Consider the following 25,572-nt stretch of genomic DNA (forward strand, 5'->3'; position numbering starts at 1 on the left):
GGGGTACGTTCATTGCGGCGAAATCTCGACCGTCGAAACGGCGGGTTTTCTCCGGACGGGCGAGTGAGACGAATCCGTCGGTAGAGGCTTGCGATCGGTCGTTGCCGCGAACGATTCGATCGAGACGGTATCGTCGCCCTCACTTTCGTCGATCGGGTGGCAAACCTCCACCGTACCGTCCCGCCGCAGACGATAGGTGATTCCGCGCCACACGATCTCTCGTCGAAACGTGACGGCGATCAAGGCCGTCCAAGCAAACAGCCCGGCTACGGGCCAGAGCACCGGATCGAACCAGCACCACCGGAAACAGTTGCGATCGTCTTTCCCGTCGTGAGCCGGGGCGTCGCGGGGAACACGACACGTGAAAGAGCCGTTCTTTTGGGCAAACGAGCCGTTCGTGCGTGCGAGATAGCCCCGCAACGAATGGATCGTCCACAAGCCGAGCAAGGCGATTCCGGCGGCAAGCCGTCCTTGCGGAAAACAAGCAGCATGCGCGATTAGGGCGACGGCGGCAAGATAGGGGAGGGCTTGAAGCCCGACGGCTGCGGCCCACCAACCGGGGAGAATTCGCCGCAGTAGAAAGAACTGGCGAGTCGCGAATTCCCAGGCCGACGACCAATCGAAGTCGATCGCCGTTTGGGCCAGGCAGGCCGGCTCGTATTCGATGGCCAATTTGACGCGGTGCAGCACCTTGGTGAGGACCAGGTCTTCGCACAAAGCGCCTTCCCACAAGCGACGAACGTCGAGCGTCTCGAATAGGTCGCGGCGCATCGCCCAGGAACCGCCCCAAAGCATGTTCGGCGACCGGCGGGCCAATAGGGTGGTGTAGCCGGCGTTCACGGCCTGTACGACGGCCGTCGCCCATCCGACACGTACCGGCACGAACATCCGGTAACCGGTCGAGGCACCGACGGAAACGTCGTTCAGCCTGGCGGTCAGGGCCTTCAGCCAATGCGGACCAGCTGCCGCGTCGGAATCGGCAAAGGCCAAAATCTCGACGTCGTCGGGCAGCGAGGCGGTTGCCATCCGCAGGTTGTGTACCTTTTGGGCTTCGCGTCGACTGCGCCCTACGCAGAAGATTTCGCACCGGCGCTCGGGGTGCCGGTCGATCACGCGGCGGATGACCTCGTAGGCCGGGTCGTGCAGCGAATCGAGGACGAAGCGAATTTCATACGCGGGATAATCTTGCCGGAACAGCGTTTCGAGGTTCGACTCGAAATCGGTGTCGATGCCGCGGCAAGGGACGATCAGCAACACTTTACCCCGCGGTTGCAAGCGAGGAATTTCGCGACGTCGACTACGAGAAAAGCGGCGATGTTCATATGTTTGCAACAGCAACAATGCCGCCTGCACCAGCGCGGTGATGCCCAAGATCGCGGTTGTTACCGTCCAAATACCGTCCATCGAAAAGCGGAATCCTTTCCTCCTGCCGGAACGGCGGGATCGAGATGACCCGCTCGGTTCGCAGGTATCGATGCCTGTACCACGCCCGATGCGACATCCTCGCCGCCGATCCTACGAAGATAGCCCTATTCGGTGGGAGGGTCAACGCGGATCGGGGTGAAGTCCTATCGTGGTTCGCGGTAGGGACGTGGTATCGATCTACCGTGGGGGGTGGACGGCCGTTTTTTTGTGCGTACACCCTCGCAGAGGAGCGAATTCCGAAACATAATACAGTTCGCTTCTCGCTGTTACGGCAATGAAGGATTGTGGGGGATTTCTCGATAGGGGATCGGTTGCGTCCGTCGTCGGATGCGCGAGTGTCGTGGGCGCGCATCGGAAAGACGGGCAATCGGCCGTCTCCGGGGATATGATATTCGTCAGGAAGCGGGGATACCGTGGCCTGGACGGTTTCCGGCTGTTCGTGTCCCTCTTACCGACGAAAGGAACCAGCGACATGTCGTTTCGTATGGTCTGCGCCTTCTGGGCGGTGCTTGTCGTCGCGCCGATGTTCGGCGCGCACGCGGTTGCGGCAGAACAAGAACGGCCCAACATCGTCGTCATCATGTCGGACGATATGGGCTTTTCCGACATCGGTTGCTACGGCGGCGAGATTCGCACGCCGAACCTGGATCGGCTTGCCGCGAACGGCCTTCGGTTTACACAGTTCTACAACACGGGCCGTTGCTGTCCGACGCGGGCGAGCTTGTTGACGGGCCTGTATCCGCATCAGGCCGGTATCGGGTGGATGATGAGCGACCGCGGCTACGACGGTTATCGCGGCGATCTGAATCGGCACTGCATGACCTTCGGCGAAGTGATGCATTTGGCCGGATATGCGACCTATGCCGTCGGCAAATGGCACGTCACGAAATACACGGACCCCGACGGGCCGAAAGACAATTGGCCGTTACAACGCGGCTTCGATCGGTTCTACGGGACGATCACCGGCGCCGGAAGTTACTACGATCCCGGCACGCTGACTCGCGACAACACGATGATCTCGCCGTTCGCCGATCCCGAATACAAACCGAAGAAGTTCTATTACACCGATGCCATCGGCGATCACGCGGTGCGGTTCATTCGCGAGAATCCCGAAGGGAAGCCCTTCTTCATGTATGTCGCGTTCACTGCGGCCCACTGGCCGATGCACGCCCTCGAAGAAGATATCGCCAAGTACCACGGCATGTACGACGAGGGCTACGAGCCGATTCGGCTCGCCCGGTTCGAGCGTCTGAAGAAGATGGGTCTGATCTCGCCCGATTGGGATTTGAGCCCGCAGCACGGCGATTGGGACAAAGTAACGCACAAAGAGTGGGAAGCCCGCTGCATGGAAGTGTACGCGGCGATGATCGACCGCTTGGATCAGAACATCGGCAAGATCGTCGCGGCCTTGCAAGAGAAGGGAGTGGCGGAGAATACGCTGGTCTTCTTCTTGCAAGACAACGGCGGATGCCAAGAGGGTGTCGGTCGCTCGGGCAATTGGAAACGTCCCGTCGAGCCGACGTTGCCGCCCATTCCCGCCGATGCGATTCGGACCGACGTAATTCCCAAGCAGAACCGTGCCGGCGTGCCCACGTTGACCGGGCCGAACATCATGCCGGGGCCGGAAGACACCTACATCGCCTACGGAATCGACTGGGCCAATGTGTCGAACACGCCGTTCCGCGAATACAAGCATTATGTGCACGAAGGGGGAATCAGCACGCCGTTGATCGCCTACTGGCCCAAGGGCATTCCGCGGAAAGGTGAGTTGGAGACGCAACCGGGGCACCTGATCGACATCATGGCCACGTGCGTCGATTTGGCCGGCGTCGAGTACCCCGAGGAGTATCGCGGCGAAGAGATTTATCCGCTCGAGGGCGTCAGCTTGCGCCCGGTGTTCACCGGCGGCAAGTTGAATCGTTCGAACCCGTTGTTCTGGGAGCACGAAGGAAATCGGGCCGTCCGCGACGGCAAGTGGAAACTTGTGGCCAAAGAGAACCAGCCCTGGGAACTTTACGACATGGAGGCCGACCGCACCGAGATGCACGACCTGTCGGCCGAACATCCGGAGATCGTCGCCCGCCTCGAGGCCGCGTGGAACGCCTGGGCCGAGCGGGCACATGTTCTACCTTTGGGCGCATGGCGAGGACAACCCAAGCCGGAAAAGTTGTCGACGAAGAAACGATTCGAACTCGAGCCGGGGGCCGACCTCAAACGCGATCGGGCACCGATGATCGCCGAAAAGCCCTTCCGGATCACCGTCGACGTGGCCGAAGCCGGTACCCGCGGTGTGTTGGTCGCCCAAGGCGGAAGTTCCCAAGGATATGCCTTGTACGTCGACGAACAGGGAGCCTTGCGGTTCGCTCTCCGGCGAGACGGCAAACTCGACGAGTTGGTTTCCGCCGTTTCGCTCAAACCGGGGACGAAAGCCCGCGTGGTCGTGGAACTCGACGCGCACGGCATCTTGTCGCTGAAGGTCGACGGCAAGCCGGCCGGGCGTGCCGAAACCGGCTTGATGCCCAAGATGCCCGCCGACGGCCTCCAGGTCGGTCAAGACGCCATCGGTGCAGTCGGACCGTACGCCCCGCCGTTCGCCTACGACGGTCGGATCGAGCGCGTGTTGGTAGAAATCTTGCAGTGAATCGGCGTCTTCACGACAGGGATGCGCGATTCGCCGAACGCCGTTGAAACGGCGGTATGAAACGAGAAACGACGGTTGCCGATGCTTGCCGTCGCCTGAAAGCGGCGGCAAGCTTCAGGGCCGGGGGATTTCACAAAGGTGTGGGGGATGCAACGACTGTCGGAATTGAAGGCCCGGGTGGCCGAGGCCAATCGTCGCCTGGTCGCCGAAGGGTTGGTCACGTTGACTTGGGGGAACGTCAGCGGCATCGACCGCGAAGCGGGGCTCGTGGCGATCAAACCCAGCGGAGTGCCTTATGACGCGTTGACGGCGGAAACCGTCGTCGTCGTCGATATGGAAGGGAACGTCGTCGAGGGCGATTTGCGACCTTCCAGCGACACGGCCACGCACTTGGCCTTGTACCGTGACTTTACGAGCATCGGCGGTGTGTGTCATACGCATAGCCGGTACGCGGTCGTCTTCTCGCAATTGCGACGCGAGATTCCTTGCTTGGGAACAACGCACGCCGATCATTTCTTCGGCGCCGTGCCGTTGACGCGGCCGTTGACCGAGGAGGAGGTCGACTCGGCCTACGAAGTCCACACCGGCACGGTGATCGTCGAGCGGTTTCGTGAGGAGAATCTCGATCCTGAGGCGGCTCCGGGCGTGTTGGTGGCCGGTCACGGGCCGTTCACCTGGGGCAATTCGCCTGATAAAGCGGTAGACAACGCCGTGGCGCTCGAGGCGATCGCCGCCATGGCTTGGGACGCCCTGGCATTGACCGACCGTCCGACCGAATTGGAAGATTACGTCTTGCGCAAGCATTACCTCCGCAAACACGGCCCCGGCGCGTACTACGGCCAGCGGTCGGGTTGAAGGGCGTGTGGTAGCGGAACAGGGGTGTTGCCGAACACATTGGTCGTTGTGGGGATTGTTTTACCAGCCGGGGGAAGACATGGTTTCGTTGAATGACTGGGAGGTGTGGTTCGTCACCGGCAGCCAGCATCTGTACGGTGACGAGACGTTGCAACAGGTCGCGGCCGACTCGCAGGCGATCGCTCGCGCGCTCGACGAGTGCGACGAGATTCCCGTCCGCGTGGTATGGAAGCCCGTCTTGACGACGCCCGAGGCGATTACGCAGTTGTGTATCGACGCGAACGCCGACGCGAAGTGTATCGGCTTGATCACGTGGATGCACACGTTTTCGCCCGCCAAGATGTGGATCGGCGGCTTGACGCAGCTACGCAAACCGTTCGCCCATTTGCACACGCAGTTCAACCGCGATTTGCCGTGGGCGTCGATCGACATGGATTTCATGAACTTGAACCAGTCGGCGCACGGCGACCGCGAGTTTGGGTTCATGTGCTCGCGATTGCGTTTGCGGCGCAAGGTGGTGGTCGGCCATTGGGAAGAGGCCGAAGTGCGGCGTCGCTTGGGGGTGTGGGCCCGAGCGGCGGCGGCACGCAGTGATTTGCAAGGCGCCAAGATCGCCCGTTTCGGCGACAACATGCGCGACGTCGCCGTGACCGAAGGGGACAAGGTCGAAGCACAAATTCGATTCGGCTACTCGGTGAACGGGTACGGCTTGGGGGACCTGGTCGCCGTCGTATCACAGGTGACCGATGCCGAGATCGACCGACTGGTCGCCGAATACGACGAGGCGTACGACGTGGCCGAGGAATTGCGTGCCGACGGTTCCCGGCGCGCGGATTTGCGGGAGGCCGCCCGCATCGAGATCGGATTGCGACGGTTCCTCGAAGACGGCGGTTTCAAGGCGTTTACCGACACGTTTGAAAATCTGCACGGCTTGAAGCAGCTACCGGGCCTAGCCGTGCAGCGCCTGATGGCCGACGGTTACGGGTTCGGCGCAGAAGGCGACTGGAAGACGGCCGCGTTGGTGCGGGCGATGAAGGTGATGGCCGCGGGGTTGCCCGGCGGGACTTCGTTCATGGAGGACTACACCTATCACCTCGATCCGTCGGGGGCGAAGGTGTTGGGGGCGCACATGCTCGAGGTGTGTCCGTCGATCGCGGCGGGGCGGCCGTCGCTGCAAATCCGTCCGTTGTCCATCGGCGGCAAAGAGGATCCGCCGCGGCTGGTTTTCGATGCACCGGCGGGAGCAGCGGTGAATGCCGCAGTGTTCGACATGGGCGACCGCTTCCGCATGCTGGTGAACGACGTGGATGTCGTCGCCCCCGATGCGGCGTTGCCGAACTTGCCCGTCGCCCGTGCCGTGTGGGTGCCCAAGCCCGACTTGAAGACTGCCGCAGCAGCGTGGATTTTGGCGGGCGGACCGCATCACACGGCCTTCAGCCAAGCGGTGAACGCCGAACACCTCGAAGACTTCGCAGAAATGTTCGACGTCGAGTTCCTGCACATCGATGCCGAAACCGACCTGAAGGCGTTCAAGAATGAACTGCGTTGGAACGAGGCCTATTATCGGGGCAAGTAGCTCGAAAGAGGGGGTATTGTGGTCGGGTTGTTGAGCCGTCGGGCGGTTCACGGTTAAAGTAGATACTTCGTTTCCCATTTCCCGTCGGCAAGGAAAAGGGCGTCGGCGAGTCGAATTGGTTCCGGCGGTGCGCCCTCGTGCGGAAGCCTGTGGCGGGATCGGCTGTGGGGCATGCGGAAAAGGGAGTTCTCGCGGAAGAGTTCCGTCGCGACAGGTTGCTTTCGCGGTAGGCCTGCGCCGTTGCGGTTGGAGAGTGCGCGGCAGTGCGGCCTGGGGAGACGCACGCCGTCGGATGCGTCTTGGGGCTTGGGCAGTTATCGACGTTCGACCGTCTCGAACGCCCGATTGCGGTGACGGCCGCCGAGTCGTCGGTCCTCTCGCGAAGAGAGGAACCGCGCACCGGATCTTGTCCGGTTTACCGGCCGGCGATGGGTTTCATCTTCACATCGAAGGGGTTCGTTCATGACGACACTCGACTGGATTATCGTAGCAGGCTACTTTGTGATCGTGTTCGGCTTGGCCTGGTGGGTCATCCTGCGGGGAAAAGACACCGCCGACGACTACTTTCTGGCCGGGCGTAATCTGGGTTGGTTCGTGATCGGGGCGTCGATTTTCGCTTCGAACATCGGCTCCGAGCACCTCGTCGGTCTGGCCGGATCGGGCTGTACCGACGGCGTGGCCATGGCACACTACGAGCTGCATGCTTGGTGTTTGCTCATCTTGGCCTGGGTATTCGTGCCCTTCTACATGCGTTCGAAGGTGTTCACGATGCCCGAGTTTCTCGAACGGCGGTTCAGCCCCGGCGCTCGTTGGCTTCTCTCACTGATCTCGCTGGTGGCCTACGTGCTTACCAAGATCGCGGTGGGAATTTTTGCCGGGGGTATCGTCTTCAAGGTGCTTCTGCCCGAAATCAGCATTCAGTTGCCCAACGGTTTCGTGCTCGACAGCTTCTGGGTCGGTTCGATCTTAGTGGTCGTGCTGACCGGGTTGTACACCGTGCTCGGCGGGATGCGTGCGGTCGCGTACACCGAGGCGCTTCAGACGGGCGTGCTCGTCCTCGGCTCGCTGTTGGTGACCATTTTCGGATTGAAGGCTCTTGGCGGCTGGGGCGAACTGCGGACGATTTGCGGTTCCGACATGTTCAACTTGTGGAAGCCGCTGGTGCCCGGCGACGTCGCCGGAACGTGGGCACCGGTCCTCGAAAAGGATGCCTCGGGTGAAGTCACCCGCATGGCGTGGTATTTCAACTCGAACTATCCCTGGTTGGGGATGCTCATTTGTGCCCCCATCAGCGGTCTGTGGTATTGGTGCACCGACCAGTACATCGTTCAACGGTGCTTGGGCGCGCCCAACGAACGCGAGTCGCGCCGCGGGGCGATCTGGTCGGCATGGTTGAAGCTGTTGCCGGTATTCATCTTCATCATTCCCGGGATGATCTGCCTGGCGTTGGCCGTCAGCGGCCGGAACGCATCGCTGACCGACCAATTCTTCTCGGAAGTCGAATTGGAACGAGTCCTCAGCGGCGAAGGCGACGGATTGGACGTCAAGGCGATCACGCCGGGACGCTTCGAAGTGCCCGGCGGCGAGATTCGGCAAATCGCCGGCAAGCAGGTCGTGACCAACGGCAAGGTGGCGGTCGTGGGCGGCTCGATCGAAGAGATCGACGGCGGCCTGGCCGTCAGCGGCGGCAAGGTGTACGTCCGTGGCGAAGCGACCCAAGGGGCCTTCCCCCAGATGGTCCGCTACGTGTTGCCTTCCGGCGTTCGCGGTGTGGTCGTGGCCGGGTTGTTGGCTGCGTTGATGAGTTCGCTGGCCGGCGTGTTCAATGCCTCGTCGACGTTGTTCACGATGGACTTCTATCGAGGCTTCCGGCCGAATGCGACGCAGCACGAGCTGGTATGGATGGGCCGTATCGCCACGACGACGATGGTCGTCATCGGGTTGTTGTGGATTCCCGTGATCCAAGGCGCGCGAGGGTTGTACGACTACTTGCAAAGCGTGCAAGGGTACTTGGCGCCGCCGATCTTCACCGTCTTCTTCCTGGGCGTCTTCTGGAAACGGTTGAACGCCAAAGGGTGCCTGTGGGCGTTGGGAGTCGGCTTCGCGCTCGGGTTGTTCCGCTTGGCGATCGACACGCCGACGAAACTCTTCGGCTACCAGTATGCCGAAGGTTCCTTCTTCTGGATCGTCAACAACATCTTCTTCCAGTACTACGCGACGATCATCTTCATCGTCAGCGTGGCCGTGATGGTGGTCGTCAGCTACATGACGAGCGCCCCCGACGAGAAGAAGATCGAGGGATTGACCTACGGTACGATCACCGAGGAACAACGGCGCGAATCGCGGGCGAGTTGGAATTGGGTCGACGTGGCCGCCTCGGCCGTCGTCCTGGTCGCCATTATCGCCGCATACCTGTACTTCCGCGGATGATTGTGGACGCCCGCTCGATCGGAAGCGTTCCGATCGGCGGTGGTCGATGAAAAACGACGACGCGCTCGACCGATAGCGGCGGGCGCGTCGTTGCATTTCTTGCCCGCGTAAACAAGGGAGGACTGCCGCCGCCGTTCATTCCTCGGTTTCGACCACGTCCTCCGAGGTCGTCCGCAGGCTGCGGCGGTACTGGGCGGGCGTCATGCCGTGCACCGCGCGAAACACCTGGATGAAGTACGACGGCGCACTGAAGCCCAGACGATCGGCAATGCGGCCGACCGGCTCGTCGGTTTGCGAGAGAAAGCGACGTGCACGTTCCATACGCAAACGTTGGAGTTCCTCGTGGATCGTCCGTCCGACGATCTGCCGAAACCGCATTTCAAGCTTACGACGCGAGACGGCGAGCTTGCGGACGACGTCTTCTACCCGAATCGGTTCGGTGGCGTGATCGTGCAGAAAGGCCAACGCCTGGGCGACGTCGGGATCGTCGATGGCGACGATGTCGGTCGAGCGACGGGGGACGATATGGGTCGCCTCGGCGATCAACCGCACGGGCGGACCGCGCCGCCCCGCACGCATCATCCGATCGAGTACCTCGGCCGCCCGATACCCGGCACCTTCGGCGTTTAGCGCAACGCTCGAAAGCGGCGGATCGGCCAGTTCGCACAACAGTTCGTCGTTGTCGACCCCGATGACGGCCAGCTCTTCGGGCACCCGGATGGAAGCCTCGCGGCACGCTTCGAGAACTTGGCGTCCGCGGTCGTCGTTGCACACCATCAAGCCGGCGGGCTTGGGAAGATCGGCCAGCCACGCGGCGAGCTTGGGAAGTTCCCGTTCCCATACGCGGTCCCGCTTGGTTTTGGGGGCCGGAAAAACCGTCACTTGCCGCCCGGCCTGTGTGATCGCCTCGCAAAACGCTTGTTCCCGGCGATCGGACCAGACCTTGCCCGGAATTCCAACGAAACCGAACTGGCGGTAGCCCCGCAACAGCAGGTGCTCGGCCGCCATCCTCGCCGCCCCCGCCGAGTCGGAACACAATTCCGAGAGTTGTGCCAGCGGATGATCGGGACGAAGTTGTTCCTCCGACAAATCCAGGACGATGGCGGGCAAGTTCGAGTCGAGGATTGCTTCGGCCAGCCCCGGTGTTTCGACGCGGGCGATGACACCGCGCCCGCCCCATTGTCGCATCCGCGGCAGAACCTGCTCGAAGTCGCCCGGCGTCAAGTAGAACGACCATGGCCCGTGTAACCGCGCGTAACGCACGATGCCGCGCAACATTTGCCGCCCGTAGCCGCGGGCGGTTTCGATCAATAGGGCGACTTTCGGAATGTCGGGCATGGCTTCGGAGGCAAGGCCGACGCGACGCGAATTATGAAGGACGTTCGTTCGCCGTCCACCGCGTACGGCCGATAAGGTGTTGTTTTGTGTTGCGCAATTATGACATTTTTCTGCGCGAAAATGAATAGGCAAACAGGGAAAGCCGAGGTAAACTACATGCACACGTGATCGGAAGGACCTTCCCGAGCGACGCGTCGGGAACCGATTCGTGGATTGGGGGAAAGCCGGGTAATCGCGGTCGGCTCAGAGAGCCGGGGTGGTTCCCGGTCCGATGCGCTGGGAATTCGTTTCGGTCCCCAGTGCGAAAGCCGTGCAATCCGGCGACGCAAATCATTGGCCGATCGGGGGATAGGGCCAGGGGACCGACGAATTCCTTTTTAATGTGGTCGGTTTACGCGAGGTTTCAGTTGGCTCATAATGAGCATGAGGCTTCCACTGCGCGCCGGTCGGGTATGCGTCGATGCTGGACAATCATGGTACCTCCGATTCGGCACTCGGCCGAAGCCGGCCGACTCGCGCTGCACTTGGAGGCCTCGTTTTGTTTCCCGCCGAAAACCTGCCTAATTGACGACCGACACCTCCCGGACGGTCGCGTCGGTCGACTTGCTCTGCTGTGCATCGACGATTCCAAGGTGCCCGCGACCGAGTCGTTTCCGGCGCGCGGGCCGCCCCTTGAAAAGGCCCCTTCCTCGATTTCAGAATTCGCCCGATCGGTTCTCTGCTTCGACGGCGGGCAGCCGGTCCTTCCGAGAGTCCGTCAAGCGACGTTCCGGCGCCGTCGTGCCGATCGTCGCGCTCTTTCAAAATGGGAGGTTGTGCCGTGCAATGCGTTCGTCGATGGCGTTGGTATCGAGCGGTGATCCTTGTGTTGGCCGTCGCAATCGCCGCACCGGCCGCATGGGCGGTCGAGTCGGTCACGCTGACGGTGAAGCCCCGGCAGGTGCTGCACCGGATCGACCCGATGATCTACGGTCATTTTCTCGAGCACATCTATCACTCGGTCAACGGTGGCCTGTGGGGTGAGCTGATCTGGAATCGCAGTTTCGAGCAGAACGATGCCCGCGGTTGGCGTGTTCGAGACGGCCGTGTGGTTCAAAACGACATGGGTGAGAACCGGCGGTTTGTCTTCGGCGATCCCGATTGGACCGACTACGAATATTCTCTCGAGGCCCGCAAGCTCGGCGGGAACGAGGGCTTCCTCGTCCTTTTCCGCGTGCAAGATGCACGAAACTTCTATTGGTTGAATTTGGGCGGATGGGGCAATGTGCGGCATCAGCTCGAACGAGGCCGATCGGGCGAGGGACGCTGGCACGGCGTCGGCCCGTCGGTCGACGGCAAGATCGAGGCCGGGCGCTGGTACCGGATTCGCATCCGCTGCGAGGGAAACCGCGTCACGGCGTACCTGGACGACGAACTGCTGATCGATTTCGTTGATTCGGAGCCGGTGTTGCGAGGCGCCGTGGGCGTGGGGACGTGGGCGACCCGCGCCGAATACCGCAATTTCAAAGTCACCGCCCTCGACGGCAAGACGCTGTTGGAGGGACTGCCGCCGCAACAAACGGCCGCCGTCGCCGTGGCGAAGCATTGGGAGGCGTTCGGCGACGTGCAGGTGTTCGTCTCGGACGACGCCGCAAACAGCGAGATGGCCCAAGGGCTCGTCGTCGCAGGCGATCGAACAGGCGGACTGGCGCAAAGCCGGATCTGCGTTCGTCACAGAGAAACCTATTGCGGTTCGCTGTGGGCCAAAGGGAAGGCCCAAAACCTGAGCGTGCGGCTGACGGACGGCGAGCGCATCTTGGCATCGCAGACCGTCGAACCGCCGGCGAGCGAATGGCAGGAAATTGCTTTCGCCTTGGAACCGAAGGCCGATTGTGACGATGCACGATTGGAGATCGTCGTCGGCGGTCCGGCCGAATTGCTCGTCGACCAGGTGAGCATGATGCCCGAGTCGTGGCGGAAAAACGGCGGGTTCCGGCCCGATTTGCTCGAAGCCGTCGAGGAGTTGCATCCGCCGATCATTCGCTGGCCCGGCGGGTGTTTCGCTTCGGCGTATCGTTGGAAGGACGGCATCGGTCCGCAACACGAGCGCCGCGTGTATCCGCGGGAAATCTGGGACGATCTCGACGTGAATTCTTACGGCACCGACGAATTCATCGCCATGTGCCGGAAAATCGGTGCCGAACCGCTGCTGGTTGTGAACATCGGCACGAAGAATTGGAATCCGGGAGGCGATCCGGCCGAGTTCGAGCAAGACATCAAAGACTGGATCGAATACTGCAACGGTCCGGCCGACTCGAAGTGGGGCGCCGTCCGTGCGGCAAACGGACATCCCGAACCGTATAACGTCAAGTACTGGGAGATCGACAACGAGACCTGGCACATGGGCGTCGAGGCCTACATCGAGGCGGTCAAGCACTTCGCCCCCCTGATGCGCCGTTGTGATCCTTCGATCAAATTGATCGCCTGCGGAAGCGGCGGATACGGCCGTTCGGCCGACGAGTGGAATCGCGCGGTGATCGAGCAATGCGCCGATCTGGTCGACTATCTGTCGATCCACCATTACGAGAATCCCGATCGGTTCGCCGAAGGTCCCCTCGACTACGAGGCCTTCATCGCGCGGACGGGTGAACGGATCGCTGCGTCGAAAAATCCCGACTTGAAGATCTTCGTGTCGGAATGGAATGCGCAATCGACCGACTGGCGAACGGGGCTGTATTGCGGGGGCATTTTGAACGGTTTCACGCGGCAAGCGTCGGTCGGGATGGCGGCTCCGGCGCTGTTCTTACGCCATGTTTCGGCAACGGCCTGGGACAATGCGTTCATCAATTTCGACCAGGCCCGTTGGTTTCCTGCCCCGAACTACGTGGTCATGAAATTGTGGCACGACCACGCGCTGCCTCTGTTGGTCGCAAGCGACGGCCTCGACGGCCTGAACGTGGTCGCCGAGCGATCCGAAGACGGTCGGCGGCTGGTCGTCAAGATCGTCAACCCGCGTGAAACGGCAATCGACCTGACGGTAGCGATGGAAGACGCAGCCGCCGGTGGTGCCCGAGCTTGGCGCGTCGCCCCCGGGAGCCTTTCGGCTCGGAATACGCTCGAACAACCCCAGGCCGTGAAGCCCGAGCCGGCGAACGCGGCGGTCGTGGACGGGCGAGTCCGTCTCCGCGTGCCGGGCCTGGCCGTCAGCCTGGTCGAAATCGAACTCGCACCGTAGCGGTTTCCTGGACGAACCGCTTTTGAGAAAACGATGATCCGATGAAGGAACGGCAGGTTCGCCGACTTCGATTTCGGCGGATCTGCCGTCATGTTTGTGAAACGGGCGAGACTGGGGCGGATAGGCGGTGTGCCTCGTCTTGACGCGGTGCCTCGACGTTTGCTAGATCGCATCTCGAAGATGTTTCAAACAATATCTTTGGTCCCGACGCGGGCGGGGCGGATCGTTTTCTGCGCCGGACGGATCGAATTTCGGGAGTGCACATGCGATGGATCGAAGAACGTGGCTGACACATGTCGTCGGCGGATTGACCTTGGGGTTCGTCTTCGCGCCGGGGGCGCAGGCGGCCGACTCATTGCTCGATCCCGAATTGATCAAGGCCGGTTTGCGGACCGCCACGCCCGAAGAAAACGGTTTCGTCGAATACGTCGTCGACCTGGCACGCCGCGGCGTCATCAGTCCGAAGGTCGTCGCCGCCGCGTTCATTTGGGCAAGGCGCAAAGACAGCCGCCGCTTCCAATACTTCAAGCGGGCGGTCGCCTACTTGGCCGCCAAGGAAGGCAAACGCATCTAGCCCGTTCGACGGCCCGCAAGGCCGTGACGGCGAACCGTCAGTCGAACAACACGCCTGCGTAACCGAAGACCCGTCGCGTATCGCCGGAGACCTCGGCGCTGGTCGCGTAGGCGACTTCTTCCATGCGGTTTAGTTTGCCCATCGCCTTCAAGGTCTCCATGATGAGCACCGCTGGCCGGATGCCGCACATCGTGATGCTGTTGCCGATGACCGTCTCGTACAGCCGTCGGGGATCCAGCGACGCCATCGCGTCGAGGGCCTCGCGATCGTCTTTGCGGGTCGATGCGTCGTCCCGGTAGTGGCTCATGTCGCTGGAGATGAGCAACAAAGGCGGCGGGTCGTACGAGGCGACGACTTCGGCCAGTTTCTTGCCCGCCTCTTGCAGGGTCGCGTACGAGCCCGACGTGATCGCGATCCCGACGACCTTGGTGCTCGGATTGCGTGCGGCGATCAGCGGCAAGAGTACCTCGATGGCGTGTTCGCCGACGTGGGCCAGGCCGTCCAACGTCATGTTGGGAACCTCCGCGGCGATGCGCTCGGCCAGTTCGGGATCCGACTGAACACTGACCAGCGGCAGCGCCCACGTCGCGTGGGGCGCGACCGCCCAATCGGCGCCCACCCGCGAGTGCTTCGGACAAACAATGATGACTCGCTCGGGAATCTCCAGTCGGTTCAGGACGGCAGCGGCGACTTTGCCCGAGTAGATCCACCCGGCATGAGGCAGCATTGCGGCCGCGTGTTTTTCGGGGCGGGCCGGTTCACTGAACAACTCTTTGAGTGCCGCGTTGATTTCTTGCGGATCGGCGGGGTAGAAGGTGCCGGCCACCGCCGGAGGTCGGATCGCGTTTCCGAGCATGGGCCGGGCCGTGTTGCCGATCGTCACCGGTGTGCGGGTAGCCGCAAATTGCAAGGCGTACAACATGGCCGAGCTGCCGTCGGGAGATCGCAGTCGCTCAAGTGCGGTTTCCCTAAGCGATTCGGCGTTGCGGTCGGGATCGACGACCAGCGTCCAACGGTCGCGCAACACCGCGGCAAGCGCGTAACGATTCGGATCGACGCCCGCCAATTGCGTTTCGGATGCTTTGCCCAACAGTCGCGGATTCCAGACGACGGCCAGATCGGCTCGTAGTTGCGGCAGACGATCGGCCGCGATACGTCGCGTGCGGGCAGCCGCGGCGGCCGCCTTGCAAAGTTCGAACAACGTCGCTTGAAGCGGCATGTCGTTGCGCGGATCGAAACGTGCGACTTCGGCGACGGTCGTATCTTCGTCGGCAAGCGTAAACACGACGCCTTGCACTTGGCCGTCGAACGCGCCGGCCAGATACGAATTCGCGACGGCGCCACGCGTCATCGCCTCGACGTTTTGCAGGGCGAAGGCCGCGAGCTTTTCGAGGTCGTCGGTGTCGGGGCCGACGGTTTCGATGTGGTTCGGTATCGCCGAAGCAAGCGGCCGCCGAATCGAGATGCCTTCGAACGTCCACAATTGCGTGTCGTCGTCCAACCAGGCGTCGGTCGGTAAACCGGCCTTGCGGCAGACCTGTTCGAGGAACGTTTCGGCGTCGTATCCGTGTTCGACCGCCACGCCGGGCAGCAACAGTCCCTTGGCGTTCCCGCGGGCGATTTGCAGCCCGTGCCGCCCGATCTCGATCGCCTTGGCCCGGTCGCGACCTTTGGCAAGAATCGGTTGCGGATCGGCGAGCAGCCACACCTCCATGTCGAGCTGTCCCAATTCTTCGACGGCGATGGGCGGGAATCGCGGGTCGTCCAACGCCGCGCGGACGGCCGCCCCGTCGAGGGCCTGGTACAACGGGATGGCATCGCCCAATTGCCCGCAGCACGAACGCAATTTGCCCCCGCGTTTCAAGCTGACGAACGCGCCGTACAGCGGCCGTTCGGCGAGCGACTCGGGCAGTTCGGGCATGGGCTCGTTCTTACGTCCGACGACCGCCTGGACCACCCGCTCCGCCGCGACGCGGAACAAGGCGTCCTGTTCTTCGGCGGAAAGTTCCGGCAACACGGTCGTTGCATTCTCGGCAGGGTGGGTCTCGTGCGACATCGGTTCGTCCTCCTGTGATCTACCGGTTGTCGACAGCCGTGGGCCTCGGCCGATCGGCGGATTTCCTATCGTGCGTAATCGGCGATGCGGACCGGCAAGCGGCGCGTGCCCCAGCGGCCCGGTTCACCGGCCGGATCGAATCGTCCGGCAATCGACGTGCCGCACCGACGGCAACGATCGCCGTCGAGCGCGTAATGGGTGATCGTATAGCCGTCACGTCCGATCACGACGTTCCCGCACGTCGGGCAGTACGTGCTCTGCCCGCTAGGATCGTACACGTTTCCCGTGTAGACGTACAGAAGCCCTTCATCGCGCGCGACGGCTCTGGCTTGCTGCAACGCGGCGGGCGGAGTCGGCGGTCGATCTGTCAGCCGAAACGCCGGATGGAACGCCGTGAAATGGATCGGCACGCTCGGGGCGAGTTCCTCGCGAATCCACCGGCACATCCGACGGATGTCGTCCGTCGAGTCGTTTTCCCCGGGAATGATCAGGTTCGTGATTTCGAGCCACACGTTCGTTTCGTGGACCAGATACACGAGCGTATCGAGCACGGGTTGCAGCTTCGCCCCGGTCAGCTTGCGGTAAAACTTGTCGTCGAAGGCCTTCAGGTCGACGTTCGCGGCGTCGATATGCGCAAAGAAATCGCGGCGCGCCTGCGGTTGGATGTACCCGGCCGTTACCGCGACCGTAGCGATGCCCGATTCGCGACAAGCGATCGCCGTGTCGATGGCGTATTCGGCCCAGATGATCGGATCATTGTACGTGAACGCAACGGATTTGCAGCCTAGGCGACGGGCGGCTTGCGCGATCGCGCGCGGAGCGGCCTGTTCACACAAACGATCGATTTCCCGCGATTTCGAGATCGACCAGTTTTGGCAGAACTTGCACCCTAGGTTGCATCCCGCTGTGCCGAACGACAACACCGCTGTTCCGGGGTAGAAGTGATTCAACGGTTTCTTTTCGATGGGATCGACGCAAAAGCCGGTGCTCCGGCCGTAAGTCGTCGAAACGATCCGGTCGCCTTCCCGTTTGCGGACGAAGCAAAACCCCTGCGCCCCCGGCGGAAGACGGCACGCCCGAGGGCACAAGTCGCATACAATCCGGTCGGTACCTTCTTCCCGGTGTTGCCAGCGGGCGGAAAGGGCATCCGACGGAGAGAGGTTCGTCGGTGTTCGGTCGGAAGCCGCCATGTCCGAGCTCCTCTGTCTTGCCGCGGTTGCACTTTGCTGATCGGGGCGACGGAGCCGCTTCGCCCCTGCAATCCTTTGTATCCGTTTCCATCGGCCGGGCCAATGTTTTCCCGCTTTCGGCGAAGAATGCGAGTTTTTCGGGTAGTGGACCTTTGCTTCACGCGATGGAGATCCACCCGAGCGAAGCCGATCCGCCGAAAAGAAAAAACGGCCGACCCGCGGTTGCGAGCGGCCGCCTTGTGTTCGTCGTCCTATGTGCTGCGATTGCGGCTATTTCCGCCGTCGCCGCAGGTATACCAAACCCGGAACGGCCAGCAGGCCCAACAGCCAAGCGGAAGGTTCCGGCAGGTTTGCGTCCAAAAGCAACGTCGGTGCCGCGTAAACGGAATTTTCCTTCGACGCAAAGGCCAGGTTCGGACCGTTTCCGGCCGTCGCTCCCGAACGTCGCAGGATCAACGTGACGACGCCGTTCGTGTCGTCGTTGAGGAAATCGACCAGTTCCGGCGTGCTGAAGAAGACCGTGGTTCCCACCACGTCGCCGGTCGTGACCGCCAGCGATCCGAGCAGCAACGCGTTGGCGTCGAGGTCGAAGCCCGAACTCGTGACGTTGGCCGGTGCACTGTTCCAGTCGATCAGGTTTTCGGGCCAGAACTCGTCGTGCACGTCGGCATCGTCGGCCGTGGAGCTGTTCGCCGTGTTGTCGACGCCCGCGAATCCGTCGACCAACCCGAAGACATCGACCGTGAAATTCGCCGGGGCCGGATTTCCGCCGCCGGAGTTGTTCGCGGTGACCGTCAAGGCGAGCGTCGCAGCCGAGATCGGACCACCGAGAGTCTGACCCAGATCGAATCGCAGATAGCCCTTGCGGGCGAACTGGTCGTTGAAGGGGCCGTTCTTGACGACCACGTTTTCGATCGAACCGAAATTTGTTTCGGCGGTCGCCCCGCCCTGAACGAAAGCGTCCGCCCCTTGCCCGTCCTCTGTGGTGATCCACACGGGGGAAGCGGAGGCCGTTCCCACCACCGCGAACACGGCGATCGAAACGCTCAACACCGTTGAAATCAGCGACCGCATCGCTCTCTCCTTCCGGAATGTCATCGCAATAGCCAGCTTGTGCGGCCCGTTGCCGACATACCGCAACCAGCATATCGACCGGTGACGATTGTATCCCGCGCGCCTATTTTGTCAAGCTTTTCCGAATCCCCCAAATGTAACGATTTTAATTGTCTAGTTCTTTTTGGGGGAGCGTCCTTTACGGTGTCGTCGCTTGTGAGACGAGGACGCCGGCTCGGCGGTCTTGCGCAGCAAACACCAGAAGAAGCCGTGTGTCGCCCCGTGCGGGAGAATCCGAACGGCGTTGCCCACGGCCGTGGGAAACGTCCTGTCGTTCCATTCGCGAAGTCCGCCGCGACGCAGGGGAAATGTCGCCTCGGGGAGAGGCTCGATCGATTCGACCTCGAGGCAGTCGCCCCACCGCTCGAGTACATGGGCGACGACGGCCTCGTTTTCTTCGGGCGCAAAGGAGCACGTTCCGTACAGAATGAGTCCCCCCACACGGGCGGCTAAGCAGGCCGATTGCAGCAGGCCTTTTTGTTTGCGGGCGCACTCGCGCAGTTTGCGGGGGCTCCAGCGGCGGTACGACTCGGGATCGTCCGGGTGGATACGGGCCTCGGAGGAGCAGGGGGCATCGAGGAGCACGCGGTCGAAGCGGCCCGGCGTCTTCCTGCCCACGGTTCGCCCGTCCGTCCGATAGAAGGCGACGATCGTTGCGCCCGCGGTACGCACGTTGGCCTGAAGCCGATACATACGATCGCGAATCGGTTCGACGGCGGCGATGCGACCGCGGTTTTCCATCAACGCCGCCATGTGGAGCGTCTTTCCGCCGGGAGCGGCCGCCAAGTCCAAGATTTCCTCGCCGGGGCGCGACGCCAGAATCAGACCGGCTGCCATACTGGCAGGGTTTTGAATGTAGATTTCGCCTTGCGAAGCGCAGGGGGAATGCGTGAGGCGTTCGCGTTGTTCTCCGGGGACGACGAAGCCGCCGGGGATGCCGACAAGCGGCTCGGGGTGCAGCCCCTCGGCCTCGAGCCGGCGAAGCACCGCTTCAGGGCGGGCTTTCAGCGTGTTCACCCGAAAGCCGACCGGCCGACTCGCTTGGGGTGTAGTGAACCATGTAGCGACATGGGGCCAGTCGTCGCCGGTGATTCGCCTCAACCGCTCGATGAATTCGGCGGGCAATCGATCGAGCGAAAGGGAAGACGCGGATGCGTCGGCGGAGTCCTTCATCGCGACACGGCTCGTCGTGCTGAAATCATGCGACGCGACAGCCGGGGGCTTGTCGATCGCGGTGTGTTCACAGACGTTGGTGTTCCGTGCGGGCGATGATTTCCTCCTGGAGGGCCTCGGAGAGGTCACAGAAGTAATCGCTGTATCCGGCGACGCGGACGATCAAATCGCGGTACTTTTCCGGCTCGGCCTGGGCCTTGCGGAGTGTTTCGGCCCGCACCACGTTGAATTGTACGTGGTGCCCGTTCAACTTGAAGTAGGTGCGTACCAGGTGCGCCAACTTGTCGATTTGCTCATCGCTTTCCAAGAGCGAAGGCGTGAACTTCATGTTCAACAACGTTCCGCCGGTCTTGATGTGATCCATTTTGGCGGCCGAACGGATGACCGCCGTCGGGCCGTTTCGGTCGGCGCCTTGGACGGGCGAAATGCCCTCGGAAAGCGGCGTACCTGCCTTGCGGCCGTCGGGAGTCGCGCCCGTCACCGAGCCGAAATACACGTGACTGGTCGTCGGCAGCATTTCGACGCGATAATGCCCCCCTTTGCTGTTCGGGCGTCCGTCGAGCTCGTCGACCAGCATCGAAAACACGCGGACCATCAGGTCGTCGGCGTAGTCGTCGTCGTTTCCGTATTTATGCGTGCGATTGACCAGGAATTGTCGGAACGGTTCCGCCTCGGCGAAATCGCGATCGAGAATCTCGACGAATTCAGTGAGCGATCGTTGCTTTTCGTCGTAAACGACCTGATACAAGGCCGACAGGCAATCGGTAAGACTGCCGATGCCAACGAACTGTACGTAACTGTTGTTGTACCGCGCACCGCCGGCGTTGTAGTCTTTGCCCTTGGCGATGCAATCGTCGGTCAATACCGAGAGGAAGGGAGCAGGCATCAGGCGGGCGTACATCTGTTCGATGATATGATTCCCCCGCAGCTTGATTTCGAGGAAGTGCCGCATTTGCCTGCGGAATGCGGAGAAGAGCGATTCGAAATCGCCGAGCGTGTCGGGCTCGCCGGTTTGCGGGCCCAGTTGCTTGCCCGTCCGAGGATCACGGCCGTTGTGCAACGTGATCTCGAGTACCTTCACCATGTTGAAGTAGCCGGTGAGGATGTAGGCTTCTTTCCCGAAGGCACCGGTTTCGACGCAGCCGCTGCATCCGCCGGCGCGCGCGTCTTCGAGCGTCTTACCTTGACGCAGTTGTTCTTCGACGACGCTGTCGGCGTTGAAGATCGAGGGGAAGCCGTAACCGTTGCGGATCACCCGCAACGCGTGTTTGAGCAGCGCGTCCGGGGTCTTTCGCGAAAGTTGCAGGTTGCTGCTGGGTTGCAACAAGTGCATTTCGTCGATCACGTCCAGCAGCATGTGTGAAATCTCGTTCGAGCCGTCGGCCCCGTTTTTCAGCAGTCCGCCGATGTTGATGTTCGCAAAGTCGGTGTACGTCCCGCTTTCTTCGGCGGTCACCCCGACCTTCGGCGGCGCCGGATGATTGTTGAACTTGACGAAAAAGCACTCGATCAACTCGCGGGCCGATTCCTCGGTCAACGTCCCGCCGGAAAGTCCCTTGCGGTAGAACGGCAGCAAGTGCTGATCGAGATGACCGGGGCTGAAGGCGTCCCAACCATTCAGCTCGGTGATGACCGCCAGGTGACAGAACCAGTAGTATTGCAACGCCTCGTGGAAATCCCGCGGGGCATGGGCGGGGACATGCGTGCAGACCTCGGCGATCTTTTCGAGTTCGGCTTTCCGCTTGGGATCCGATTCCGCGGTCGCCTTTTGCCGGGCAAGCTCGGCGTGCCGCTGCGCGAACAAGATGACCGCGTCGCAGGCGATATCCATCGCCTTGAGTTGCTCGCGTTTTTCCCAGGCTTCGGGATCACTACACGGGTCGAGAGCATCGATCGCGCGGGCGATATCGGCTTTGAAATCGAGCAGGCCCTTGGTGTAGATCTTGTCGTCGAGTACTGTGTGCCCCGGTGCGCGTTGTTCCATGAACTCGGTGAAGATGCCCGCGTCGTAGGCGTCTTTCCATTCGGGCGACATCGCATTGAAAATGCGATCGCGCATGCTCCGGCCGCGCCAGTAGGGGATGATCTTTTCCTCGTACACGCGGATGGTTTCGTCGGCGACGCGATAGCTGGTCTTCGGTCGCGAATCGAGAATCCGCAAGTCGTCGACGCTGTGGCACGTCAGTTCCGGGTAGGTGGGGACGGCCTTCGGTTCGGGACCGCGTTCGCCGACGATCAATTCGCCGTCGCCCAGGTAGATCGTCTTGTGTCGGCATAGATGCAAGAATGAAAGCGCCCGCATGACCGGCACGGAATACTTACCTTCGTTTTCCCGATAAAAGTCGGTGAGGAGTTCCGCGCGCTCGTGCGAGATGCGCGGAATCGCTTGCAGGCTTTCTTCGCGAAGACGTGCCGTGCGTTCGTTCATGGGAAAACGTCCTCCAACCCGGTTGGTTCAACACCGACGTATCGGTAACACGAGTTCGACTCCAAGGGCATTTACGGTGGTGTATCGGCGTCGGAAACGCGACTGCCGCGGACGGCGACCGACAACCCGGCGTCGGCAAACACGGCCGCCAGCGACTCCAATGCAGACGGAGAGGGCGTCGCGGGGGTGTTCTCTGTACATGCTGTACGAGGTTTCGGATCGTCGACCGATGTTGTTTTATGACCTTTGGGTCGTTTGCTTTCTCCCATTGTATGGTAGGGCAAAAGCTCGACCTTTTGGATCGCTCGGTTGCGGGCGAAGGCTCTCGCGGCTTCCGTCCAGTCGTGCGGCCGATCGTTCCAAGGCGAGATCACGGGGATTCGTATCCAAATCGGGGTGGCGAGTGCTCCTAGATTCTCTAGATTTGTCAGGATAACGTCGTTCGAGCGGCCGGTGAGTTTCGTGTGTAGCCGAGGATCAGGAGTCTTCACGTCGTACAACAAAAGGTCGCAACGGCTTGCGACATCGGCGACGATTTCCCACGGAGCGTAGCCGCAAGTATCGACGGCAGCGTGAATTTCGGCCTTCCGGCACAACGCCAGTACCTGGCCCACGAACTCCGGTTGGCTGAGCGGTTCGCCGCCCGAGATGGTCACGCCGCCGCCCGAGTCTTCAAAAAAAGGCCGATCCCGCACAATCTGAGAAAACAACTCTTGCGGTGTATATGTGCGGCCCACCATTTCGCGAGCCTCCGTGGGGCAGGCCTCGACGCAGGCACCGCAGCGGCGACAGGTGCTAGGCGTGCCTCCCTCCGTCGGAGGATGGTTGGACACTTTCGCAAAATCGGCGGTTCGCTCGGGGCACACGACGATACATTCGCCGCACCGGATACAGCGTTGCGGGCGGAAGAAGATTTCCCGGTCAGACGACCAGCTCTCGGGGTTGTGGCACCACACGCAGCGCAGGGGGCAACCCTTGAGGAAAACGGTCGTTCGAATCCCGGGACCGTCGTCCAAGCAATAGCGCTGAATGTTGAAGACGACGCCTTCGGCCATGGAACCAACCGTGCACGCATTGTTTCACTTCGGCATTCGATCGGGCGCGCGTGTTCGCGGCACCGGCACATGCTTTCCCCAAGGCTCAGCGTAGCTGCGGGCAAATCGGGCGTCAACGCAATCGCACTTGCGGCGTGTCCAGTCCTACCAACCCATCGTTGCGGGAAGGTATCCGCACACCGCGCCCCCCACGACGATCCAAAGCGGCGATACTTTCCAGCGCACGTGGACGACGATCGCCGTGGCGGTCAACAGGAACGCGGGAACACTCGTGAGCGTGGCGACCGACAGCCGAAGTCCCACCGTCGCCATCAAGGCGATCGACGCAACGGTGATCGTATCGAGAAACCGGGCCGCCCAAGGTGAGCGTCGCAAACGGCCCACCCACGGATTGATGACCGCCATCAGTGCGACGCCGGGGAGCAACAGGCCCAAGGTGGCCAAAGCGGCCCCCGAGGTGCCGTGAAGCAGATAGCCCAAGAATGTAGCGGTGGTGAGCAACGGACCGGGCGTCATCTGTCCGGCTGCGACGGCGTCGAGCAGTTGCGCGCGACTGACGATGCCCGGCACGACCAGACCGCGATCGAAGTAGGCCAACAGTACGTAGCCGCTGCCGTACATCAGGCAGCCGACCTGCATGAAAAAGAGGAACATCGACCACAGCCCGATCGCCGTCGAACCCAGCGTGCCGACCGCTAGCGGCGGGATCCACATGGACGCAGACGCGTCGGAATCGGCCGGCGGTGTTTCCCGCGACGACGCTTCTTGCATATCGGTCGGAACGCCGTCGGCGCCGGATGCATCAACGCGGCGACTCGGCTTGACGATGAACAAGCCCAACAGGGTGCCTGCCACGACCGTGTAAAATTCGTTCAAGCCGGCCAACGAAACGGCGACCACGCAAAACGCCAGGATCAGCTTGCGGGGCGTATCGAATGCCTTGCGACCAAGCCGAACGACGGCCACGAGAATGACCGCCAGCACGGCCGGCTTGATTCCGGCCAACCAAGGCGCGATGGACGGCAGACTGCCGTAGCGCACGTATCCGATCGCCAGAACCAACGTGATCAAAAAGGCGGGAAGCGTAAAACACAAACTGCCGCACAAAAATCCCAGGAATCCGGCGCGGCGATAACCCAAATGCGCCGACATTTCGACGGCATTCGGGCCGGGGATCAAATGGGTCACGCCCAACAGGTCCAAGAAATCCTGCCGTGAAAGCCAGCGCCCGCGCTCGACCGTCTCATATTCCATCATGGCGATCGAGGTAGCCGGGCCGCCGAAGCTGATGCATCCCAGCCGCGTGAACACGACGGTCACGTCCCACAACCGGCGTGCGGTCGAGAGACGAGCCGGGGCCTCGGGGGGGGTGGTGGTCGTAGGTTCGTGTCGATCGCTGGATTCCATGAGGTTTACGCTTCTTTGGCGGCTTTGCGGCTGAGACGGTCGGCCCAGTAGATCGGTTCGGGCAGACGCCGTCCTGTGCCGAGCTGCCGTCGGACGATTTGCGAGGCCGTGCCGACGTCGATCTTGTGGCCCGGTGACACGAAAAGCGGTCGGGATGTGCCCGAGGCCGGAAACACTGCCGTGCCGACAACCTCATCGTCCAGCACAACAGGCCGTTCTTCCAGTGGGGCCGGGGCATCGAGATCGACCTTGCCGCAGAGCAACTTCTTCGTGATGCCGATCGTCGGTAGATCGCAGATCAATCCCAGGTGCGACGCGCTGCCGAGATGCCCGGGATGCAATCGCCCGCTGCCGTCGACGCAAATCACGTCGGGACGCCAGCCTCGGGCCAGTCCCGCGCGGACGGCCTCCCATAAGACCGGCACTTCGCGAAAGGCCAAGTATCCGGTGATGTACGGGAAGCGTACCGGCTTCGTAATGGTCAGCGAGTCGAGCAGGCTACTGTCCTTTTCCGCAACGAGTACGAACGCGGCCACGGCCGTTTCGGGATCACGAAACGACACATCGACACCGCCGACAATCTGCGGTGTTTGGGAGGGGTGCGAAAAGTCTAAGTTCTGCGAAAGCCGTTCCTGGAGGTTGCGCAGCATGGCGAGTGGGCGCGTGTCGGCAATTGCTTCCCATTCAATCGCGTAGCGGGCGAGGTCGATTTTTCCGCCGATCAAGCGGATCCCCTCGGCGGTGAGCCGTTCGATTTTGGCGGCTATTCCGCCGAAAAGTGCCGGGTAACCGCCTAATCGTCCGTCCGCACGCACGATTCGGTGGCAGGGGCAGTCGGCGTCGTGCCGGTGTCGCAACGTCCATGAGCCGATCCAGCGGGCCGCCGCGCGATCGCCCAAGGCGAGCGCGAGCGAGCCGCAAGTCACCACGCGGCCGCGGGGAACACGGCCGATCGCGTCCCGTAAGTGACGCTCGAGGTCGATTTCAGGAAGCCGGTCACGAGGTGCCATGGTGGGTTTTCGAGACAAATACGGGCCGATTCGGAAAAGGCAGGGGGTTCGGGGCCCCACGGGGTGTCTTGTGGTCATAGGAAACCT

Annotated in this window: 16 protein-coding genes; 6 read left to right on the forward strand and 10 right to left on the reverse strand. The window is 62.0% G+C overall.

Translation table 11 applies throughout. The features are described from left to right. Positions 1-9: 9 nt before the first annotated feature. Positions 10-1,404: a glycosyltransferase gene (locus ACYQ2I_RS04205; protein WP_460165741.1), complete on the reverse strand. Its 1,395-nt coding sequence runs from the start codon at positions 1,402-1,404 to the stop codon at positions 10-12. Between the two features lie 493 nt (positions 1,405-1,897). Between ACYQ2I_RS04205 and ACYQ2I_RS04210 the strand changes: the two genes are divergently transcribed. The 4 genes from ACYQ2I_RS04210 to ACYQ2I_RS04225 all read left to right on the forward strand — a co-directional run bounded on the left by ACYQ2I_RS04210 (position 1,898) and on the right by ACYQ2I_RS04225 (position 8,927). Next, positions 1,898-4,066, forward strand: coding sequence for an arylsulfatase (locus ACYQ2I_RS04210; RefSeq protein WP_460165742.1), 2,169 nt, complete (start codon positions 1,898-1,900; stop codon positions 4,064-4,066). A gap of 147 nt (positions 4,067-4,213) precedes the next feature. Then, positions 4,214-4,921, forward strand: coding sequence for an L-ribulose-5-phosphate 4-epimerase AraD (araD, locus tag ACYQ2I_RS04215; protein ID WP_460165743.1), 708 nt, complete (start codon positions 4,214-4,216; stop codon positions 4,919-4,921). Between the two features lie 79 nt (positions 4,922-5,000). After that, positions 5,001-6,497, forward strand: coding sequence for an L-arabinose isomerase (araA, locus tag ACYQ2I_RS04220; protein ID WP_460165744.1), 1,497 nt, complete (start codon positions 5,001-5,003; stop codon positions 6,495-6,497). A gap of 462 nt (positions 6,498-6,959) precedes the next feature. Then, on the forward strand, positions 6,960-8,927 hold the full coding sequence (locus ACYQ2I_RS04225; RefSeq protein WP_460165745.1) for a sodium:solute symporter: 1,968 nt from the start codon (positions 6,960-6,962) through the stop codon (positions 8,925-8,927). A gap of 135 nt (positions 8,928-9,062) precedes the next feature. On the opposite strand, the gene ACYQ2I_RS04230 is transcribed toward ACYQ2I_RS04225, so the two are convergent. Continuing rightward, positions 9,063-10,265, reverse strand: coding sequence for a XylR family transcriptional regulator (locus ACYQ2I_RS04230; protein WP_460165746.1), 1,203 nt, complete (start codon positions 10,263-10,265; stop codon positions 9,063-9,065). An 820-nt stretch (positions 10,266-11,085) separates the two neighbouring features. On the opposite strand from ACYQ2I_RS04230, the gene ACYQ2I_RS04235 reads away from it, so the two are divergent. Together ACYQ2I_RS04235 and ACYQ2I_RS04240 are read left to right on the forward strand one after the other, a co-directional pair. After that, positions 11,086-13,479, forward strand: a complete 2,394-nt coding sequence (locus ACYQ2I_RS04235; protein ID WP_460165747.1) for a 3-keto-alpha-glucoside-1,2-lyase-like domain-containing protein — start codon at positions 11,086-11,088, stop codon at positions 13,477-13,479. A gap of 268 nt (positions 13,480-13,747) precedes the next feature. Continuing rightward, positions 13,748-14,053 carry a hypothetical protein gene (locus tag ACYQ2I_RS04240; RefSeq protein WP_460165748.1) on the forward strand — a complete coding sequence of 102 codons (306 nt, stop codon included), beginning with the start codon at positions 13,748-13,750 and terminating at the stop codon, positions 14,051-14,053. A 37-nt stretch (positions 14,054-14,090) separates the two neighbouring features. Here ACYQ2I_RS04240 and amrB read toward each other — a convergent pair whose 3' ends face one another. The 8 genes from amrB to ACYQ2I_RS04280 form a co-directional block, all read right to left on the reverse strand. Next, positions 14,091-16,109 (reverse strand): AmmeMemoRadiSam system protein B, encoded by a 2,019-nt coding sequence (gene amrB / locus ACYQ2I_RS04245; protein ID WP_460165749.1) that lies wholly within the window; start codon positions 16,107-16,109, stop codon positions 14,091-14,093. Positions 16,110-16,174: 65 nt separating this feature from the next. Then, complete coding sequence (amrS, locus tag ACYQ2I_RS04250) at positions 16,175-17,299, reverse strand: AmmeMemoRadiSam system radical SAM enzyme (protein WP_460165750.1); 1,125 nt, start codon at positions 17,297-17,299, stop codon at positions 16,175-16,177. Positions 17,300-17,569: 270 nt separating this feature from the next. After that, positions 17,570-18,373, reverse strand: a complete 804-nt coding sequence (locus ACYQ2I_RS04255; protein ID WP_460165751.1) for a CBM96 family carbohydrate-binding protein — start codon at positions 18,371-18,373, stop codon at positions 17,570-17,572. A gap of 153 nt (positions 18,374-18,526) precedes the next feature. After that, the gene (locus ACYQ2I_RS04260; protein ID WP_460165752.1) at positions 18,527-19,585 is read right to left on the reverse strand and encodes an RsmB/NOP family class I SAM-dependent RNA methyltransferase; all 1,059 of its coding nucleotides are present in this window, start codon (positions 19,583-19,585) and stop codon (positions 18,527-18,529) included. Positions 19,586-19,652: 67 nt separating this feature from the next. Next, positions 19,653-22,013: a trans-4-hydroxy-L-proline dehydratase gene (gene hypD / locus ACYQ2I_RS04265; protein WP_460165753.1), complete on the reverse strand. Its 2,361-nt coding sequence runs from the start codon at positions 22,011-22,013 to the stop codon at positions 19,653-19,655. Positions 22,014-22,084: 71 nt separating this feature from the next. Further along, on the reverse strand, positions 22,085-23,068 hold the full coding sequence (locus ACYQ2I_RS04270; RefSeq protein ID WP_460165754.1) for a glycyl-radical enzyme activating protein: 984 nt from the start codon (positions 23,066-23,068) through the stop codon (positions 22,085-22,087). Positions 23,069-23,212: 144 nt separating this feature from the next. Continuing rightward, a complete protein-coding gene (gene chrA, locus ACYQ2I_RS04275) occupies positions 23,213-24,475 on the reverse strand; it encodes a chromate efflux transporter (RefSeq protein WP_460165755.1) in 1,263 nt (420 codons plus the stop codon). Between the two features lie 5 nt (positions 24,476-24,480). Next, on the reverse strand, positions 24,481-25,485 hold the full coding sequence (locus tag ACYQ2I_RS04280) for an endonuclease V (RefSeq protein ID WP_460165756.1): 1,005 nt from the start codon (positions 25,483-25,485) through the stop codon (positions 24,481-24,483). Between the last annotated feature and the right edge of the window lie 87 nt (positions 25,486-25,572).

It is taken from the genome of Thermostilla marina, from assembly GCF_054657455.1.

Coding starts and splice junctions, on each gene's coding strand:
- ACYQ2I_RS04205 (WP_460165741.1), bottom strand. CDS start 1,404: ATGGACGGTATTTGGACGGTAACAACCGCGATCTTGGGCATCACCGCG.
- ACYQ2I_RS04210 (WP_460165742.1), top strand. CDS start 1,898: ATGTCGTTTCGTATGGTCTGCGCCTTCTGGGCGGTGCTTGTCGTCGCG.
- araD (WP_460165743.1), top strand. CDS start 4,214: ATGCAACGACTGTCGGAATTGAAGGCCCGGGTGGCCGAGGCCAATCGT.
- araA (WP_460165744.1), top strand. CDS start 5,001: ATGGTTTCGTTGAATGACTGGGAGGTGTGGTTCGTCACCGGCAGCCAG.
- ACYQ2I_RS04225 (WP_460165745.1), top strand. CDS start 6,960: ATGACGACACTCGACTGGATTATCGTAGCAGGCTACTTTGTGATCGTG.
- ACYQ2I_RS04230 (WP_460165746.1), bottom strand. CDS start 10,265: ATGCCCGACATTCCGAAAGTCGCCCTATTGATCGAAACCGCCCGCGGC.
- ACYQ2I_RS04240 (WP_460165748.1), top strand. CDS start 13,748: ATGGATCGAAGAACGTGGCTGACACATGTCGTCGGCGGATTGACCTTG.
- amrB (WP_460165749.1), bottom strand. CDS start 16,109: ATGTCGCACGAGACCCACCCTGCCGAGAATGCAACGACCGTGTTGCCG.
- amrS (WP_460165750.1), bottom strand. CDS start 17,299: ATGGCGGCTTCCGACCGAACACCGACGAACCTCTCTCCGTCGGATGCC.
- ACYQ2I_RS04255 (WP_460165751.1), bottom strand. CDS start 18,373: ATGCGGTCGCTGATTTCAACGGTGTTGAGCGTTTCGATCGCCGTGTTC.
- ACYQ2I_RS04260 (WP_460165752.1), bottom strand. CDS start 19,585: ATGAAGGACTCCGCCGACGCATCCGCGTCTTCCCTTTCGCTCGATCGA.
- hypD (WP_460165753.1), bottom strand. CDS start 22,013: ATGAACGAACGCACGGCACGTCTTCGCGAAGAAAGCCTGCAAGCGATT.
- ACYQ2I_RS04270 (WP_460165754.1), bottom strand. CDS start 23,068: ATGGCCGAAGGCGTCGTCTTCAACATTCAGCGCTATTGCTTGGACGAC.
- chrA (WP_460165755.1), bottom strand. CDS start 24,475: ATGGAATCCAGCGATCGACACGAACCTACGACCACCACCCCCCCCGAG.
- ACYQ2I_RS04280 (WP_460165756.1), bottom strand. CDS start 25,485: ATGGCACCTCGTGACCGGCTTCCTGAAATCGACCTCGAGCGTCACTTA.